This window comes from Streptacidiphilus sp. BW17, assembly GCF_041262485.1.
GTDB lineage: Bacteria > Actinomycetota > Actinomycetes > Streptomycetales > Streptomycetaceae > Streptacidiphilus.
On the sequence record NZ_JBGCCR010000046.1, the window covers coordinates 1 to 17208 of the forward strand.

Annotated in this window: 15 protein-coding genes; 12 read left to right on the top strand and 3 right to left on the bottom strand. The window is 72.8% G+C overall.

Annotated features, from left to right (window positions below):
* The 3 genes from ABH940_RS34150 to ABH940_RS34160 form a co-directional block, all read left to right on the top strand.
* On the top strand, positions 1 to 327 hold a 327-nt coding region (locus ABH940_RS34150), incomplete at its 5' end, for a flavodoxin-dependent (E)-4-hydroxy-3-methylbut-2-enyl-diphosphate synthase (protein ID WP_370107058.1).
* A 236-nt stretch (positions 328 to 563) separates the two neighbouring features.
* Positions 564 to 1412, top strand: a complete 849-nt coding sequence (locus tag ABH940_RS34155; protein ID WP_370072565.1) for a GNAT family N-acetyltransferase — start codon at positions 564 to 566, stop codon at positions 1410 to 1412.
* Between the two features lie 144 nt (positions 1413 to 1556).
* Complete coding sequence (locus tag ABH940_RS34160) at positions 1557 to 2126, top strand: GNAT family N-acetyltransferase (protein WP_370072563.1); 570 nt, start codon at positions 1557 to 1559, stop codon at positions 2124 to 2126.
* On the opposite strand, the gene ABH940_RS34165 is transcribed toward ABH940_RS34160, so the two are convergent.
* The 3 genes from ABH940_RS34165 to ABH940_RS34175 form a co-directional block, all read right to left on the bottom strand.
* Entirely contained in the window at positions 2086 to 2652 is a 567-nt protein-coding gene (locus ABH940_RS34165) for a hypothetical protein (protein ID WP_370072562.1), read from the bottom strand. The two genes, ABH940_RS34160 and ABH940_RS34165, sit on opposite strands and share 41 nt — an antisense overlap.
* Positions 2653 to 2762: 110 nt before the next feature.
* The gene (locus ABH940_RS34170; protein ID WP_370072561.1) at positions 2763 to 3689 is read right to left on the bottom strand and encodes an aminoglycoside phosphotransferase family protein; all 927 of its coding nucleotides are present in this window, start codon (positions 3687 to 3689) and stop codon (positions 2763 to 2765) included.
* A 192-nt stretch (positions 3690 to 3881) separates the two neighbouring features.
* Complete coding sequence (locus ABH940_RS34175; protein WP_370072560.1) at positions 3882 to 4931, bottom strand: ferritin-like domain-containing protein; 1050 nt, start codon at positions 4929 to 4931, stop codon at positions 3882 to 3884.
* A 144-nt stretch (positions 4932 to 5075) separates the two neighbouring features.
* Here ABH940_RS34175 and rimP point away from each other — a divergent pair, with 144 nt between their 5' ends.
* The 9 genes from rimP (at position 5076) to ABH940_RS34220 (ending at position 17184) form a co-directional block, all read left to right on the top strand.
* Positions 5076 to 5666, top strand: coding sequence for a ribosome maturation factor RimP (gene rimP / locus ABH940_RS34180; RefSeq protein WP_370072559.1), 591 nt, complete (start codon positions 5076 to 5078; stop codon positions 5664 to 5666).
* A gap of 36 nt (positions 5667 to 5702) precedes the next feature.
* On the top strand, positions 5703 to 6698 hold the full coding sequence (gene nusA, locus ABH940_RS34185) for a transcription termination factor NusA (protein ID WP_370072558.1): 996 nt from the start codon (positions 5703 to 5705) through the stop codon (positions 6696 to 6698).
* Between the two features lie 187 nt (positions 6699 to 6885).
* Positions 6886 to 7185 (top strand): YlxR family protein, encoded by a 300-nt coding sequence (locus ABH940_RS34190; protein WP_370072557.1) that lies wholly within the window; start codon positions 6886 to 6888, stop codon positions 7183 to 7185.
* A gap of 139 nt (positions 7186 to 7324) precedes the next feature.
* Entirely contained in the window at positions 7325 to 10408 is a 3084-nt protein-coding gene (gene infB / locus ABH940_RS34195) for a translation initiation factor IF-2 (protein WP_370072556.1), read from the top strand.
* 143 nt (positions 10409 to 10551) lie between these two features.
* Entirely contained in the window at positions 10552 to 10848 is a 297-nt protein-coding gene (locus ABH940_RS34200) for a DUF503 domain-containing protein (protein ID WP_370107059.1), read from the top strand.
* A gap of 75 nt (positions 10849 to 10923) precedes the next feature.
* Complete coding sequence (gene rbfA, locus ABH940_RS34205; RefSeq protein WP_370072554.1) at positions 10924 to 11439, top strand: 30S ribosome-binding factor RbfA; 516 nt, start codon at positions 10924 to 10926, stop codon at positions 11437 to 11439.
* Between the two features lie 2 nt (positions 11440 to 11441).
* Positions 11442 to 12632, top strand: a complete 1191-nt coding sequence (locus tag ABH940_RS34210) for a bifunctional oligoribonuclease/PAP phosphatase NrnA (RefSeq protein ID WP_370072553.1) — start codon at positions 11442 to 11444, stop codon at positions 12630 to 12632.
* A gap of 7 nt (positions 12633 to 12639) precedes the next feature.
* Positions 12640 to 13554 carry a tRNA pseudouridine(55) synthase TruB gene (truB, locus tag ABH940_RS34215; protein WP_370072552.1) on the top strand — a complete coding sequence of 305 codons (915 nt, stop codon included), beginning with the start codon at positions 12640 to 12642 and terminating at the stop codon, positions 13552 to 13554.
* Between the two features lie 216 nt (positions 13555 to 13770).
* Positions 13771 to 17184 (top strand): serine protease, encoded by a 3414-nt coding sequence (locus ABH940_RS34220; protein WP_370107060.1) that lies wholly within the window; start codon positions 13771 to 13773, stop codon positions 17182 to 17184.
* Positions 17185 to 17208: the final 24 nt, after the last annotated feature.

Sequence of the window (17208 nt, forward strand, 5' to 3'; positions counted from 1 at the left end):
GTGTCGTGTCCGTCGTGCGGGCGGGCGCAGGTGGATGTGTACAAGCTGGCGGAGGAGGTCACCGCGGGGCTTGAGGGCATGGAGGTGCCGCTGCGTGTGGCGGTGATGGGTTGTGTGGTCAACGGTCCGGGTGAGGCGCGTGAGGCGGACCTGGGTGTGGCTTCGGGGAACGGTAAGGGTCAGATCTTCGTGAAGGGTGAGGTCATCAAGACCGTGCCGGAGTCGAAGATCGTGGAGACCCTGATCGAGGAGGCCATGAAGCTGGCCGAGCAGATGCAGGACGCCGGCGCCCCGTCGGGCGCCCCGTCCGTCGCCGTCAGCGAGTGATCAGTCAGCGAGCGACCAGTCAGTGACTGATCGATCGATCGTGATCGTGCCGGACGAGCCGGCTGGTCCGAACTGATCCGGCCGTTCCGGTCGATCGATCACCAATGTCGTCACCCTGGGGTTGACGTGGGCCTGTGGTACAGGCCAACGTCAATCCCGGTTTGCTGTTCGGAAGAGCGCTCGTTCTGGCACAGGGGGTCGCCGGGACGAGATGAAGGGATAGGGTGCCCCCCGTGTTGAGCAGTTCGGTGGCCACGACGCGCGTGCTGACTCCCGCAGACCTTCCCGCTGCCCTCGAGGTGCTGGAGCGCGACCCGATCGAGAACGCCTTCGTCGCCGCGCGCGTCAACATCGCCGGGCTCGACCCGTGGCGGCTCGGCGGCGAGATGTGGGGCTGGTTCGAGAACGGCAGGCTGGACGCGCTCTGCTACGCGGGCGCCAACCTGGTGCCGCTCAGCGCCTCGCCCGCCGCGGTGAAGGCCTTCGCCGAGCGGGCCCGCCGTCAGGGCCGGCGCTGCTCCTCCATCGTCGGCACCGCCGAGACCACCGCCGAGCTCTGGTCGCTGCTCGAACCGCACTGGGGCTCCGCCCGAGAGGTCCGGCCCCGCCAGCCGCTGATGGCCACCCGGGCGCCGTCCCAGGAGATCGCCGCCGACCCCCACGTCCGGCGGGTGCGCCGGGACGAGATGGACAAGCTGCTGCCCGCCTGCGTCGCGATGTTCACCGAGGAGGTCGGCGTCTCCCCGCTGGCCGGTGACGGCGGCCTGCTCTACCGCGCCCGGGTCGCCGAACTCGTCACCAACGGACGGGCGTTCGCGCGTTTCGAGGGCGACCGGGTGGTCTTCAAGGCGGAGATCGGCGCGGCCACCGACCGCGCCTGCCAGATCCAGGGGGTCTGGGTGGCACCGGAGTTCCGCGGGCGCGGGCACTCCGAGAGCGGCATGGCCACCGTGGTCGAGTACGCGCTGCGCGAGGTCGCACCGGTCGTCAGCCTCTACGTGAACGACTTCAACGTCGTCGCGCGGGCCGCCTACCGCCGGGTGGGCTTCACCGAGATCGGCGCCTTCATGAGCGTGCTGTTCTGATCCCCGCTCCCTGAACCCGCTCGCCGATCCCGCTCCCTGAACCCGCTCGCCGATCCCGCTCGCTGATCCTCGCGCTGACCCCGCCGGGACGTCCGATCCGGACACCGATGGCTGATCGTCGGTCCGAGGCGATAGCGTCCGCGTATGGACGATGTCACGATCGAACCGATCGATCTCGCCGCCCGGGCGTCTGCGGCGCTCGATGTCCAGGCCGCCGCCTTCGGGCTGACTCCCGAAGAGCTGGCGGTGCGGCTGCAGATCGTCCTGCGCCACGCACAGGTGCCCGGTGTGCGCGCCTTCGGGGCGCTGCACGGGGACGAGCTGGTCGGCTTCGGCTACGGCATGCCCAACGACCGTGAGCACTGGTGGAGTTCGGTCATCGAGCCGTACCTCGCCGCCAATGGCAGGGACGGCTGGCTCGACGACGCCTTCTCGGTCACCGAGTTGCACGTCCATCCGCGCCACCAGGGCCGGGGGCTGGGACGTGCCTTGATCACCACGCTCTGCGGGGCGAGTCCGCTGCCGCGCACGATCCTCTCCGCCGTCGACCGGGAGACGCCGGCGCGCGGGCTCTACCGCTCGCTCGGCTACCAGGACCTGGCCCGGCGGGTGATGTTCCCCAACACGCCGCTGCCGTACGCGGTGATGGGCGCGCCGCTGCCGTTCCCGCCGGTCAGGAGCGCCCGTCGGGTTCGTCTGCCTTGGCGCGCCTAGCCTCCCTGAGCTGCTCGGTCACCACCGAGAGCCGGAACATCGCCAGCACCAGCGCGGCGGCGAGGAAACTGCCGAGCGGACCGTAGAAGATCACGTCGTACTGGCCGCGCATCCAGGCGGTCAGCGCGGCCAGGCCGGGCACGCCGAGCAGTACCAGCAGCGGCCAACGCCCAGGGACCACCAGCGCACCGGCCGCCGCCAGCAACGGGAAGAGCAGGAACCCGTGCGTCAGCGACCCCGCGAGCGCACCGGTCACCGGCACCAGCAGGGTGGCGAAGACCATCGGCAGCCGGGCGTGGTGGAGGCGCGGACGCAGCGCGGTCACCACGGTGCCGCAGTACAGGAACGCGAAGATCCCGAGACCCAGCAGCGCGAACGACGGCCTGGGGTAACCCCCGTGGAGCACGTCGGAGTAGAGCGGGACCAGCACCAGCAGCACCCAGGGCAGCAGCAGGTAGGGGCTGAAGTGCCAGGCCCGGTCGATCTCCTCGTCGGTCAGCCGTCGGCGGCGTGGCGGCACTGCCACAGGTTCATCACTCCGGACTCGGTAACGGGCGGTTGATCAGGTGGTCGTTCGATCAGGAGGTCATTCGACCATGCGGTCGTTCGACCGGAACGGATCGCAGCGGACGGGGATCAGATCATGGCAGCGAATTCCAGGTAGAGCGAGGCATGTTGGGTGTCGCCGACGTCCAGGCTCCACAGGCCCGCCTCGACGGTGCGGAAGAGGGTCCAGCCGCGGAGCCGGTCCCGGTCCACGGCGGCGTCGTCGGCCAGCCGGTGCAACCGGCGACGGGCTGCGGCCTCCGGGCCGGGGGAGCCGGCCAGGGTCTCCAGCCGGTCCTGGGCCAGCCAGGCCAGGTCGTAGGCGCGCTCACCCACCAGCGGCTTGGGATCGATGGCCAGCCAGGGGGAACGTTCGGCGGCGAGGACGTTGCCGTGGTGGTAGTCGCCGTGCAGCAGCAGCCGCTCGTCGCGGGCGGTCGCGTCGGCGAGCAGCGCGGCGGAAAGCTCCAGCGCCTCGTCCACCAGCGGACTGAGCTCCGCCGCGGCAGGCAGTTCACGACGCCGGGCCAGCGCCGCGCGCAGCCCCTGCACGTAGTCGGGGACCAGGGTGAAGTCGTGCTGCTCCGGAGGCGCGACCCAGAGCAGCCGCAGCGCTCCGAGGGCCTCCAGCATGGCCTTGCTCTCCGGCAGGGAGAGCAGCGGCACGTCGCTGTTGAGGCGCTCAAGCAGCAGGGTGCCGTCCTCCGGAGCGGACTCCAGCAGGCGGACCGCCCCGTGACCGTCCCAGTGCGCCAGCGCCGCGTGCTCCTGGGCGCCCTCGGGGTGCGGGTAGCCGATCTTCAGCGCGGCGGGCGTTCCGTCGGCGCGGCGGACCAGCAGCACCAGGCTGATCTGGCCACCGGGCTCGCACACCCGCTCCAGCACGAGGTCCCATCGTTCCAGGTTCTCGGCGGCGAGCCGCGGGAGCGCGGCCAACCACGCCTCTCCGGCGCCGTCGGTCCAGCGCCTGACGGTGTCCTGGAGCCGGGCGGGGATACGGAAGCCTGGTGCCGTCATGCTCGCCCTTCTTCGGTGATCGTGCCGATTCCCATTGTCGACCATGCCGCTCGGCTCCCGGCACCTGCCCCGTGCGGACCGCTGTGCGCTGCCACTGCCCGCTCCGGTGGCCCGGGCCAGGGCACTCTCTCGGGTGCCGGGCGTCGAGCGGGCCCCGGAAGGGCGACCGGGACCGGCCTTGGCCTCCTCGCCTCAGCTCGAGGAGGCCGGCTCCGGGAGGCCGGGAAAGGCCGTCGGGGTCCCGCCCCAGGAGAGGCCGCGCAACGCGGCGGCCCGGAGCTCGGTGGCGGCCTCGGTCCGCAGTGCGCCAGTCGCGGCCTGCACGCCGTTGGCGTAGACCGCCGCGAGGCGGGTCTCCAGCAGAGCCGCGAGACGCCGGGCGGATCCGGCGTCGGTGACGTCGAACGGCAGCACGTAGGCCGCCGCCGCGGCCTGGGGGCGTGCGCCCGCCGCGGTGATCCGGGCGGACAGGGCGTCCCGGCGGGCCCGGTGCAGGTCGAAGTCGGTCGACGCCCGGTCCCGGTCAGAGCCGCTGAGCTGCGCACCTATCACGCCGTAGCCGTAGACGGCGGCGTCCTCCGCACCGAGCGCCGCCTGGAGCGAGCTGAGCTCGGCGGCGCTGAGATGGGCGGGGGCCGAAGCCGACGTCGGCTCCGCGGTGGCGGGCGCGGGCGCGCCGAGCACCACCGCGCGCTGCGCCGCACCCGCCGACACCGACGCGAGCAGCCTGGCCAGCGCGGGTGAGACCGCGAGCAGTTCCGTGGCGCACTGCGTGGCGAGCGCCGACTCGCGCGCTCCGAGCACCGCGTTGCTGACCGGAGCGGCCGACGCCCGTGGGGACGCCGACCCGGAAGCCGATGCGGCGGCGGATGCGGATGCGGAGGTCGAGACGGATGCGACGGCCCGTGGCGACGGGCTCGCGGTGACGGTTGCCTGCGCGCTCGCCGCTGCCTTCGCGGCTCCCGCGGCGCCTGCGGCCCGCGCAGCGCCCGGATCGACCGTGGCCAGCTCTGCCGCAAGCAGCCGTCGCAGGTCAGGGGTGTCCTGACGGGAGTTGTCGTAGGCCGCCAGCAGCGCCGTCATCGCCGCCCCCACCCGACGCCGGGCCGCCGTGTCCGGGTCGACGCCGACCGACGAGGCGCCGGAGCCCGAGGCCGACTGCGCGGTCGTGCCTCCGCACGCGGTGAGAACGGTGAGCAGCCCGGCCGAGAGCAGGCTGCGGCGGCGAAGGAGAACGGCCATGAGCAGGGACGTTACCGCGTGCGTCGGACACGTGGGAGTCACGCGGTGATTTGTGCCGAATCGGCGCACGCACGGCCGACCGGATAGGCTATGGGCGCACTTAGACCTTCCGACAACAGCAGACGCGGCCGAGGAGTAACCCGGATGAGCACCACCCAGAACGATCGGCTGCACGGGCTGCTGGAGCCGCTCGCCGCCAAGGCGGGCGCCGATCTCGAGGAGGTCAGGCTCGGCAAGGTCGGCGGACGCCGCGTCCTGGAGGTCGTCGTCGACGCCGACGGCGGCGTGGACCTGGACGCCGTGGCCGAGCTCAGCCGCGTCTTCGGCGAGGCGCTGGACGCCTCCGACCTGATGGGCGACGGCGAGTACCGGCTGGAGGTCGGCTCCCCGGGTGTCGACCGTCCGCTGACCCAGCCGCGCCACTGGCGGCGCGCCACGACGCGCCTGGTCAAGGTGCAGCTCACCGCCGGTGCCGAGGTCACCGGCCGGGTGCTGGAGTCGGACGACGAGGGTGTGCTGCTGGAGATCCCGCCGGTCAAGGGCCGGGGCAAGGCCACCGAGCGGCGTCTGGCCTTCGCAGAGATCGCCAAGGCTCGGGTGCAGATCGAGTTCAACCGCAAGGACTCGGCTGCCGATGAAGACGTTGAAGATGTTGAAGGCGTTGAGGACCTCGAGGACGTCGCCGACGACGACTTCGAGGACGACGAGGACGGTCACGCCTCCGGCGAGGCGTGACCGAAGAGAACTGAAGAGAGAAGAGGAGGCGTAGCCATGGACATCGACATGAGCGCCCTGCGCGGGCTCGTCCGCGAACGTGAGATCAACTTCGATCTGCTGGTCCAGGCGATCGAGTCGGCCCTCCTCATTGCGTACCACCGCACTGAGGGTTCGCGGTCCAAGGCCCGCGTCGAGCTGAACCGTGAGAACGGGCATGTCACGGTCTGGGCCACCGAGGACCCCGACGAGGTCGAGGAGGGGTCGACCCCCCGCGAGTTCGACGACACCCCGACCGGCTTCGGCCGGATCGCGGCCAGCACCGCCAAGCAGGTGATCCTCCAGCGTCTGCGCGACGCCGAGGAGGAGGTCACCTTCGGCGAGTACGCCGGCCGTGAGGGCGACATCGTCACCGGTGTGGTCCAGCAGGGCAAGGACCCGAAGAACGTGCTGGTCGACATCGGCAAGATCGAGGCGATCCTGCCCGCCCAGGAGCAGGTCCCGAACGAGGAGTACCAGCACGGGCTGCGGCTCAAGTGCTACGTGGTCTCGGTCAAGAAGGGCGTCCGCGGCCCGTCCGTGACGCTCTCGCGGACCCACCCCAACCTGGTGAAGAAGCTCTTCGCGCTGGAGGTCCCGGAGATCGCCGACGGCAGCGTCGAGATCGCCGCGATCGCGCGCGAGGCCGGTCACCGCAGCAAGATCGCGGTCTGGACCGACAAGCCCGGCCTCAACGCCAAGGGCGCCTGTATCGGCCCGATGGGCGGTCGGGTGCGCCAGGTGATGGGCGAGCTGATGGGCGAGAAGATCGACATCGTCGACTGGTCCGAGGACCCGGCCGAGATGGTCGCCAACGCCCTGTCCCCCGCGCGGGTGACGAAGGTCGAGATCGTCGACTACGACTCCCGCTCGGCCCGGGTCACCGTGCCGGACTACCAGCTGTCGCTGGCCATCGGCAAGGAGGGCCAGAACGCCCGCCTGGCCGCCCGGCTCACCGGATGGCGTATCGACATCCGCCCGGACACCGAGGGCGAAGAGGCCGCCGGGGCCTGACCGCGTCGGTCGCCGCAGCGCCGGAGGGCAGGGCCGGAGGTCCGGGTCGCACGTGACCCGGACCCGACTCCGCCCCGACGCGGACGTGGCCCGGACGTGACGAAGAGGAGCCGCTCGGTGGCGCAGCGCTTGATCGCCTGCGGATAACCGAGTCGGATCGAGGACCATCAGAGGGGTAGACTTGGACGTGTCTGGCCGGACGCGCACCGCAGCATGCCCGGAACGCACCTGCGTCGGGTGTCGGAAGCGATCGGCCAAACACGACCTGCTGCGTGTCACGGCGGTGGAGGGCGCATGCGTCCCTGATCCCCGTGGCACGTTGCCCGGTCGGGGCGCGTACCTGCATCCCGAGTCGGGCTGCCTCGCGTCGGCGCTGCGCCGACGGGCGTTCCCGCGGGCGTTCCGCCTGCAGGGACCGCTCGACACCACCGCACTCGAGCGGTACGTCGAGCAGATCGCCGCCGGGGCGATCGCAGTTGTTCGGTGAAGTGAAGTTGTCAGGTAACAGGTACCTCGCGAAGTCGAAAGTAGGTCGAGATTGCGATGAGCACTCGATGAGTACGCGATGAGTACGAGCATGAAGCGATAGCGACGGTCCGGCGGAGTCCCGGACCAGAAGGAGCGAAGTGGCTAAGGTCCGGGTATACGAACTCGCCAAGGATTTGGGCGTCGAGAGCAAGGTCGTCATGGCCAAGCTCCAGGAGCTCGGTGAGTTTGTCCGTTCGGCGTCGTCGACCATCGAGGCGCCTGTTGTACGCAAGCTGGAGCTTGCGTTCGGTGGAGGCAGTGCCCCCGCCAAGTCCGCGTCGGGTTCCTCCGGGAAGCCCGCCGCGCCCAAGCCGGCCGGTGCAGGCCCGAAGCCGGGCGCCCCGCGCCCCGCCGCGCCGCGTCCGCCGGCCCCCAAGCCCGCTGCGGCTGCGCCGCGTCCGGCCGCTGCCACGGAGGCGCCCGCCGCCCCGGCCGCGCCCGCCGCGCCGCGTCCGGCGGCCGCACCGGGTCCGCGTCCGGCCGCCCCGCGCCCCGCGGCGCCGGCTGCCGAGTTCACGGCCCCCGCCGCGTCCGCGCCGGAGACCCCCTCCGCGCCCGTGCCGCCGCGTCCCTCCGGGAACGCGCCGCGTCCGGGTGCCCCGCGTCCGGCCACGCCGGGCGCCCGCCCGTCCGGTCCCCGTCCGGGCAACAACCCCTTCACGTCCAGCAACACCGGCATGGCCCGTCCCGGCGCTCCGCGTCCGGGTGGGGCTCCGGGTGGCGAGCGCGGCGAGCGCGGTGACCGTGGTGACCGCGGTCCCCGTCCGGGTGCTCCGCGTCCGGGTGGGGCTCCGGGTGGCGACCGTGGTGACCGCGGTCCCCGTCCCGGCGCTCCGCGTCCGGGTGGGGCTCCGGGTGGCGAGCGCGGCGACCGCGGTCCCCGTCCCGGTGGCGCCGGTGCTCCCGGTGGGATGCCGCGCCCGCAGGGTGCTCCGCGTCCCGGTGGGCCCAGCCCGTCCGGCATGCCGCGCCCGAACCCGGGCATGATGCCGCAGCGTCCGGCCAGCGGCCCGCGTCCGGGCCCCGGCGGTGCCGGTCGTCCGGGTGGCCCCGGCGGCGGACGTCCCGGCGGTGCCGGTGGCGGTCGTCCCGGCTTCCAGGGTCGTCCGGCCGGTCCGGGCGCTCGTCCGGCCGGTGGCGGCGGCTTCGGCGGCCCGCGTCCCGGTGGCGGCGGCGGTGGCTTCGGCGGCGCCCGTCCGGGTGGTGGCGGCGGCTTCGGCGGTCGTCCCGGTGGTCCCGGTGCCCGTGGTGGCACGCAGGGTGCCTTCGGCCGTGGCCCCGGTGGCCGTCCGGCCCGTGGCCGCAAGTCGAAGCGTGCGAAGCGCCAGGAGTACGAGGCCATGCAGGCCCCGTCCATCGGCGGTGTGATGCTGCCGAAGGGCCACGGCGAGACCGTGCGCCTCTCGCGTGGCGCGTCGCTGACGGACTTCGCGGACAAGATCAACGCCAACCCGGCGGCCCTGGTCTCCGTGATGTTCAACCTCGGCGAGATGGTCACCGCGACCCAGTCGGTCTCCGACGAGACGCTGCAGCTGCTCGCCGGTGAGATGGGCTTCACGCTGGAGATCGTCAGCCGGGACGACGAGGACCGCGAGCTGCTCGAGTCCTTCGACATCGACTTCGGCGAGAACGAGGGCGGCGAGGACGAGCTGCGTCCGCGTCCGCCGGTCGTGACCGTCATGGGTCACGTCGACCACGGTAAGACCCGCCTGCTCGACGCCATCCGCAAGACCAACGTGGTCGCGGGCGAGGCCGGTGGCATCACCCAGCACATCGGTGCCTACCAGGTCGTCACCGAGGTCAACGGCTCCGAGCGTGCCATCACGTTCCTGGACACCCCGGGTCACGAGGCGTTCACCGCCATGCGTGCCCGTGGTGCCAAGTCCACCGACATCGCGATCCTGGTGGTCGCGGCCAACGACGGTGTCATGCCGCAGACGGTCGAGGCGCTGAACCACGCCAAGGCCGCCGGTGTGCCGATCGTGGTCGCCGTCAACAAGATCGACGTCGAGGGCGCCGACCCGACCAAGGTCCGCGGTCAGCTGACCGAGTTCGGTCTGGTGGCCGAGGAGTACGGCGGCGACACCATGTTCGTCGACATCTCCGCGCGCCAGGGCCTGAACATCGAGCAGCTGCTGGAGGCCGTGGTCCTGACCGCGGACGCCAGCCTGGACCTCCGGGCCAACCCGGAGCAGGACGCCCAGGGCATCGCGATCGAGGCCCACCTGGACAAGGGCCGCGGCGCCATGGCGACGCTGCTCATCCAGCGCGGTACCCTCCGCGTCGGTGACTCGATCGTGGTCGGCGACAGCTACGGCCGTGTCCGCGCCATGCTCGACGAGAACGGCAACAACCTGCAGGAGGCGGGTCCGTCCCGCCCGGTGCTGCTGCTCGGTCTGACCTCGGTGCCCCGCGCCGGCGACAGCTTCATCGTCGTCGACGAGGACCGCACCGCCCGCCAGATCGCCGAGAAGCGCTCGGCCCGCGACCGCAACGCGATGTTCGCGCGTCGTCCGGTCCGCGTCTCGCTCGAGGACCTGGACAAGGCCATCGCCGCCGGCGACATCCAGCAGCTCAACCTCATCATCAAGGGTGACGTCTCCGGTTCGGTGGAGGCCCTGGAGGACGCGCTGCTCAAGCTGGACGTGGGCGAGGAGGTCGAGCTCCGCATCCTGCACCGCGGTGTGGGTGCGATCACCGAGTCCGACGTCGACCTGGCCATGGGCTCCGACGCCATCATCCTGGGCTTCAACGTCCGGGCCGAGGGCCGCGCCCGTACGGCGGCGGACCGCGAGGGCGTCGACATCCGCTACTACTCGGTCATCTACCAGGCGATCGAGGAGATCGAGGCGGCGCTCAAGGGCCTGCTCAAGCCGGAGTACGAGGAGGTGCGCCTCGGCTCCGCGGAGATCCGCGAGGTCTTCCGCTCCTCCAAGTTCGGCAACATCGCCGGTGTCCTGGTCCGCGAGGGCCTCATCCGGCGCAACGCCAAGGCCCGCCTCATCCGCGACGGCAAGGTCGTGGCGGAGAACCTCAACATCGAGGGTCTGCGTCGTTTCAAGGACGACGCGACCGAGGTCCGCGAGGGCTTCGAGGCCGGTGTCACCCTGGGGTCGTACAACGACATCAAGGTCGAGGACACCATCGAGACCTACGAGATGCGGGAGAAGCCGCGCGCGTGAGTGTCTGACGTGCGTGACTGACTGAGCAACGAGCAAGGGGGCCGAAGACGGGCTGAATTCCCGTCGACGGCCCCCTTCTCGCTCGGTACGGTGATCACATCAGCAGTCCCCGAGGCCTCACAGGTCGGCGTGACCTGTCACACATGTTCGTGGGAACTCTTACGTTCGATCTTCTGCTGGGGGATGTTCATTCCCTCAAGGAGAAACGGTCGATCGTGCGACCGATCGTGGCCGAACTGCAGCGCAAGTACAGCGTGTGCGCGGCCGAGACCGGTAACCAGGAGCTGCATCGCCGGGCCGAGATCGGCCTGGCCGTAGTGTCCGGCGAATCGTCCTACGTCGTCGACATCCTGGACAGCTGCGAGCGGCTCGTCTCGGGCAGGCCCGAGGTGGAGTTGCTCGCCGCGAGGCGGAGGCTTCGCGACGACGAGGACGAGTAGGGCAATCATTCAGGGCGCCCCTAGGCGGGCGCATTTGGGTACTGTGCGTTGGTGCCCACAGCACGAGGAGGACCAGTGACCGACACCGCGAGGGCGCGCAAACTCGCAGACCGCATCCGGGTGGTCGTCGCGGAGACCCTGCAGCGGCGGATCAAGGATCCCCGCTTGGGCTTCGTCACCATCACCGACGCCCGGGTCACCGGTGACCTGCGCGAGGCCACCGTCTTCTACACCGTCCACGGCGACGAGACCGAGCGGGAGGCGTCGGCCGCCGCCCTGGAGAGCGCCAAGGGCGTCCTGCGCTCCACCGTGGGCCGGGAGACCGGGGTGCGGTTCACCCCGTCGCTCACCTTCGTCCTGGACGCGATTCCGGACACCGCCCGCCACCTGGACGACCTGCTCGTCCGCGCGCGGGCCCAGGACGCCGAGGTGCGCAGCGTCGCCGTCGGCAAGACCTTCGCCGGCGAGGCGGACCCGTACCGCAAGCCCGGCGAGGACGACGAGGACCTCGACGCCGAAGATCTTGACGCCGGTGACCGTGATCACGCCGACCTCGCCGACCACGACGGCGACGAGGCAGAGGACGCGTAGCCGTGCTCGGCCGGCAGGAGGACGCGTCGGAGGCGCCCACCACGCAGGTGGGCGCCTCCGCGCTGCCCGCGCACGCCCTCCCGGCGCCGCGCGCCGAGCTGCGCCGACCGGACGATCAGGACTGGCGGGCGGTGGTCGATGCGATCGCCGAGGCCCGATCGATCGATCTCGTCGCTCATGTGCTCCCCGACGGGGACGCGTTGGGCTCGGCCCTGGCGTTGGGCCTCGCCCTGCGGCAGCGCGGGGTCAGCGCGCGGGTCTCCTTCGGTGACGACCCGCAGGTGGTGCCCGCGTCGCTCGGATTCCTGCCCGGCCAGGAGCTGATAGTCCCGGTCTCCGAGGTGCCGGACCGGCCCGACCTGATGATCACCTTCGACGTCGCCGACCCGCGACGCCTCGGCCTGCTCCAAGGCAAGGCGGAGGCCGCCCGGATGCTGGTGGTGATCGATCACCACGCGTCCAACGGCGGTTTCGGGCGGCGTCGGCTGATCGACCCGCTCGCGCCGGCCACCGCGGTCCTGGTCGACGAGCTCCTGCGCCGGCTCGGCGTTCCGCTCGACCGGTCGATCGCCACCTGCCTCTACGCCGGGGTCGCCAGCGACACCGGCTCCTTCCGCTACTCCGCGACCACCCCGGCCACCCACGAGTTCGCCGCCCGGCTGCTGGCCACCGGCGTGCGCCACGACGTGATCTCGCGTCGGCTCTGGGACACCCAGTCGTTCGGCTACCTCAAGGTGCTCGCCGCCGCCCTCGACCGGGCCCGGCTCGAACCCGAGGCGGCGGGCGGCCTGGGCCTCGTCTGGACCTGGGTCCCCTGGGCCGACCTGGTCGCCCACGGCGTGCCGCCGGAGGAGATCGAGGGCCTGATCGACGTGGTCCGCAAGGCCGCCGAGGCAGAGGTCACCCTGGTCCTCAAGGAGGACCCGGACGGCAGCCTGCGCGGCTCGACCCGTGCCAACGGCGCCGTCGACGTCGCTGCGGCCTGCGCCGCGCTGGGCGGTGGCGGCCACTCCTACGCGGCCGGTTTCGGCTCCCGCCAGGGCGTGCCGGCGACGGTCGCGGCCTTCCGCGAGGCGCTCGCCGCGCTCGCCGCGACCGCGATCGCGACCGCGAGCAGGAACGCGAACGCTTCCGTGACCGCTTCTTCGAACTCTGCGAACCCCGCGAACCCGTTGACCGAACCGAAAGATTGATCACCTCTTGAAGCGCAAGGGCACTGGCCCCGACGGTCTGATCATCGTCGACAAGCCCGCCGGGATCACCTCCCACACCGTCGTCGCCCGCGTCCGGCGGATGGCCGGCACCCGCAAGGTCGGCCATGCCGGCACGCTCGACCCGATGGCCACCGGCGTCCTGGTCGTCGGCAGCGAGCGGGCGACCCGCCTGCTCGGCCACCTGGCCCTGACGTCCAAGACCTACGAGGCCACCATCCGCCTCGGCCAGGCGACGGTCACCGACGACGCCGAGGGAGAGGTCACCTCCTCCGTCCCAGCGGACCCGGAGAAGGTCACCGACGCGGCGATCGCGGCGGGTGTCGCGGAGCTGACCGGCGAGATCCAGCAGGTCCCGTCGAAGGTCAGCGCGATCAAGATCGACGGCAAGCGGTCGTACTCGCGGGTCCGGGACGGCGAGGACGTCGAACTGGCCGCGCGCGCGGTCACGGTGTCGCGTTTCGAGGTCCACGCGCGCCGGGACGTCGTCGCGGAGGACGGCACGCCGGTGGTCGACCTGGACGTCACGGTCGACTGCTCGTCCGGCACCTACATCCGGGCCCTCGCCCGCGATCTGGGCTCCGGACTGGGCGTCGGCGGCCATCTGACCGCGCTGCGGCGGACCCGGGTGGGCGCGTACGGGATCGACGACGCCTACACGCTGGAGCAGCTGGAGGAGTCCTTCGCCGACCGCGTCCTCCCCATCGCGGACGCCGCGGCAGCAGCGTTCCGCCGCTGGGACGTGGACGCGGAGCAGGCGCGGCTGCTGACCCACGGCGTCCGCATCGACGCGCCGGGGTTGGGGGGCGACGACCCGATCGCCGTCTTCGACCCGGAGGGCCGGTTCCTGGCACTGATCGAGGAACGGGGCGGGAAGGCGATCTCGCTCGCCGTTTTCGTCTGATCCCCATCTGCAGTTGGGATGTTGCAGCCCCCTCAGGGGCGCGGGGCTCCGCTGCCCCGCGCCCCTGAGTGCTGCAACCGGCCCTTGCGCCCAAATCTCGTTCTTCGTTTCCCCTAAACCTGCTTCCCTCCCACGAGCGAGCGCGCGGCGCCCGGTGGGGGCGGACGGGTGGGTGACGCGCAGGCTGCGTCCCGTCGTGGGCAGCCTCCGGGTGACGTGGTGGGCGACATCCGGGGAGGCGCGGTGGGGCCGGGGCTGGTGCAGGTGGGGGATCTGCGGGGCGGTCCGCGAGGACTCGCGTTCGCCGCGGACCGGGACGGGACGCTGCTCACGGCGCACGAGGTGGTCGACGGGCTGACCGGCGTCACCCTCGTCTACCCGGGCGGGACCACGGTTCGGGTCCGCGCGGAGCGGATCGTGCCGCTGCCGGCGTACGGGCTCGCGTTGATCCGGGCGGACCGGTCGCCGCCGGGCGGGCCGTGGCCGCTCGCGGACGGGCAGGGGACGCGTCTGGTCACCCTGCCCGGGATCGCGCCCGCACTGTCCGGTGGGATCTCCGGGCTGGTGACCGCCCGCTACGAGTCGTCCGAACGGATCTGGCTGGTCCCCGACGTCTGGCTGCTCAGCGTCGAGCAGGCTCCCTACGGACTGCCGGTGCAGGCCGCAGGCGCGCCCGTCGTCGACGCGGAGACGGGCGCGGCGGTGGGCGTCGCGACCCCCGCGCTGCGCACGCGACGTCGTGGTGCGGTGCTCGCTGTGCCGCTCGGGACGGTCGCGCACGAGCCGGTCGTGGCGGACCTGCTGGCGCGGAACGCGGAGAGCGTCCCCGGGCACGGGCGGGCGCTCAACCTGGCCGGGGTGCTGGAGCTGGCGGCCGCGACGCTCGGGGCGGCGGTGGTCGAGGCAGGGGTCGGGCGTCTGCCGCGTCCCGTCGGGCTGCCGGAGTCGGCGGAGGGGTGGGACCCGGTCCGGCCGGTGCTCGCGCTGGTCGGGGAGACGGGCAGCGGGCGGACCACGGAGTTGGCCGCGCTCGCCCTGCGTCGGACCCGGGCGGCGTACCGGCTGCCGACGGTGTGGTTGCGCGGCGCGGATCTGGCCGCCGGGGACGCCAACGTGATCGATGCGATCGATCGATCGTTGCGCCGTGCTCATTCGATCCTCGGCTGTCCTGCCGCCGCGCCGCTCGGAGGTCAGGTGGCGCGGATCGCAGCAGGTGCCCGGCGACCGCTGCTGGTGGTGCTGGACGGCCCCGAGGAGGCTCCGCCGGAGCTGTTGGCCCGGTGGCGCGCCTGGTGCGGCGAGTCGGTGCGTCGGCTGCGGCGGGTCGACGGCCGCTTGGCGCTCGGCTGCCTGCCGGAGTTCTGGGAGCGGATGGGACCGGCGTTCGGGCCGGACGACGTCCACGGCTGCTGGTCGCTCGGTCCGTTGGACGCCGCCGCGGCGGCCGTGCTGGCGGACCGGCACGGCCTCGGCGGTCTTTTCCCGGCCGTGCCGACGGATCCGCTGCGACTCCGTCTGCTGGGCGAACTACGCATCGCCTGCCCGGAGTTGGCGCTGGCGGAGGATGGCGTGCCGCCCACGCGGGCGGAGCTGCTGGCGGCACGTCTCGACCTCGCCTGCCTACGGGTCGCCGAGGTCCTGGACGCCGGTCGAACCACGGGCAGGCGCAGGCGACTTGCAGCGGTGCGCCGCGTCGCCGCGACGGTCGCCGGACGCTGTCACGAGGCGGCCCGGCTGATGCTCTCCGCCCCCGACGGCGCGCTGACGGCCGCCGATTTCGACGCGCTCTTCCGCTGGGAGGGCGGCTGGGCTCAGGCGGTGCTGGACGAGGGTCTCCTGGTGCCCGCCGGGACGGGCTACCGATTCGCCCTCGGTGCGATGGCGGAGTGGTTGCAGAGCGCTCATCTGGACCTCTCCTCGGCCCTGGGGCTGGTCCTGGCCGACCCTGGACCCTCCCTCGTCGAGCGGTCCGGTCCTCCGGACCAGCCGTGGGCACGGCCCGGGCAGCCGGTGGAGTCGGCGCGGCGGGTACAGCCTGTCCGGCCCGTTCCGCCGGAGGCGGCCGGGCCCGCCGAGCGGGAGGCGTTCGCGGGACGGCGGGTGGGCGCCCACCGACGCGGTGGTCCGCGCGGCTGGGCTCCACCGGTACCCCGGCCGGGACCGCCGGGGCCGCCTCGAAAGCCCGGCGTCGGCGCCTCCGCCCCTGCCTCCGCCCCTGCCCGCGCCGCTGCCTCCACCCCTGGCCCCGACCCGAGGGCGGCCGACGTCACCGCCGCCCCCGGCAGCACTGGCGGCGCCGTGCGCGGTGGCGCGGTCGCGCGCTGGCGGATCGGCGTGCTGCGGGAGGCGCTGCTGGGCATGGCCGCGGGTGTGGACCCGAGCGCCGTCGAAGTGGCGCTGGCGCGGCTGGTCCGGCGGCTGGACGGCCCGGATGCCGCGGCGACGGGCTCCGAGCCCCGCTGGTGGGCCGAACGGCTGCTGACCGGGACCCTGGAGCGGTTGCCGGACGCCGGGCCGCACAGGGCGCTGCTGCGGTCTCTGGCGGAGCGCCTCGCCGTCCGGACGGAGGCCGGGCCGTTCGTGCCGTGGGAGTTCTGGGAGCGCGTCCCGCTGTCGGTCGAGGACCGGATGGACGTGCTGCGCCTGCTGGCGCGCGGCCCGGCACCCGAACCTCGGGCGCTGGTCGGGCGGCTGCTGGCGGCGCTGCCCGCGATCGCCTTCCCGGCGCTCTGCCGCTGGCTGGAGGACGACCGGGTCGCCGCCACCGCCGCCGGGCTCCTGCTCGACCATCGCGGGTCGGGCCTCGACGACCTCGCCGAGGCGCTGGTCGAAGCGGCACAGCCACGTGCGGACGCGCTGCTCCGGGAGCTGGCCGAGCGGGAACCTTCCGCACTCTGCCGAGCGATCGATCGTTGGGCGCACGATCCGCGACCGGAACGACAGGTCGCGGCGGCATTCGTGCTTGGATCCGCTCATCCGAAGGCGGAAGCCGATCGATCGCTCGTCCGTTTCGCCGCCGAGGCGCTGCTCGCCCGTCCCGAAGCGGAAGCCCTGCACGGGGCGGCACTGACCGCGCTGGTACGGGATCCGCTCTCCCGGCCGCGCCATCTGCGGGCGGCGCTGGCCCGCTATGTCGCCGCCGATCCACTGCTGTACGCGGACGCGCTCGCGCCCGCGCTGGAGAGCGACCCGGTGCACGTCCTGCCCGGGTACGCGGCACGGCTGCGGGAGCCGGGCGAGGAGGCGGCAGCGGTGCTCAGGGCACTCGCGGCGACCCCGGCAGCGCAGGCCCGGGTGGCCGCCGCACGGCTGGTCCACGAGCATCTGCTGCGGCGACCGGAGAGCGCGCTCCAGGTGGCGGGCTGGCTGCGGGCCCGCCTGGCGCACGGTCCCGGCGAGCGCGAGACGCTGCGGGCCTTCGTCTGCGACCTCGTCGCCGAGCAGCCGGAGCATGTCCGCCGGGTTTTCGCCGGGGCACTGCGTGACGCGGAGGGGCCGTTGGCGGTCGAACTGCGCGGGCTGCTGGAGACCTCGTGGGAGACACCCCCGGGCACATCCCCGGAGGCATCCCCGGAGGCCGGTGTGACGAGTCCGATGAGATCTCAGCACCGCGCGCATGGCAAGGTATAGGGGGTTGGAACCACTTGGGCCTGC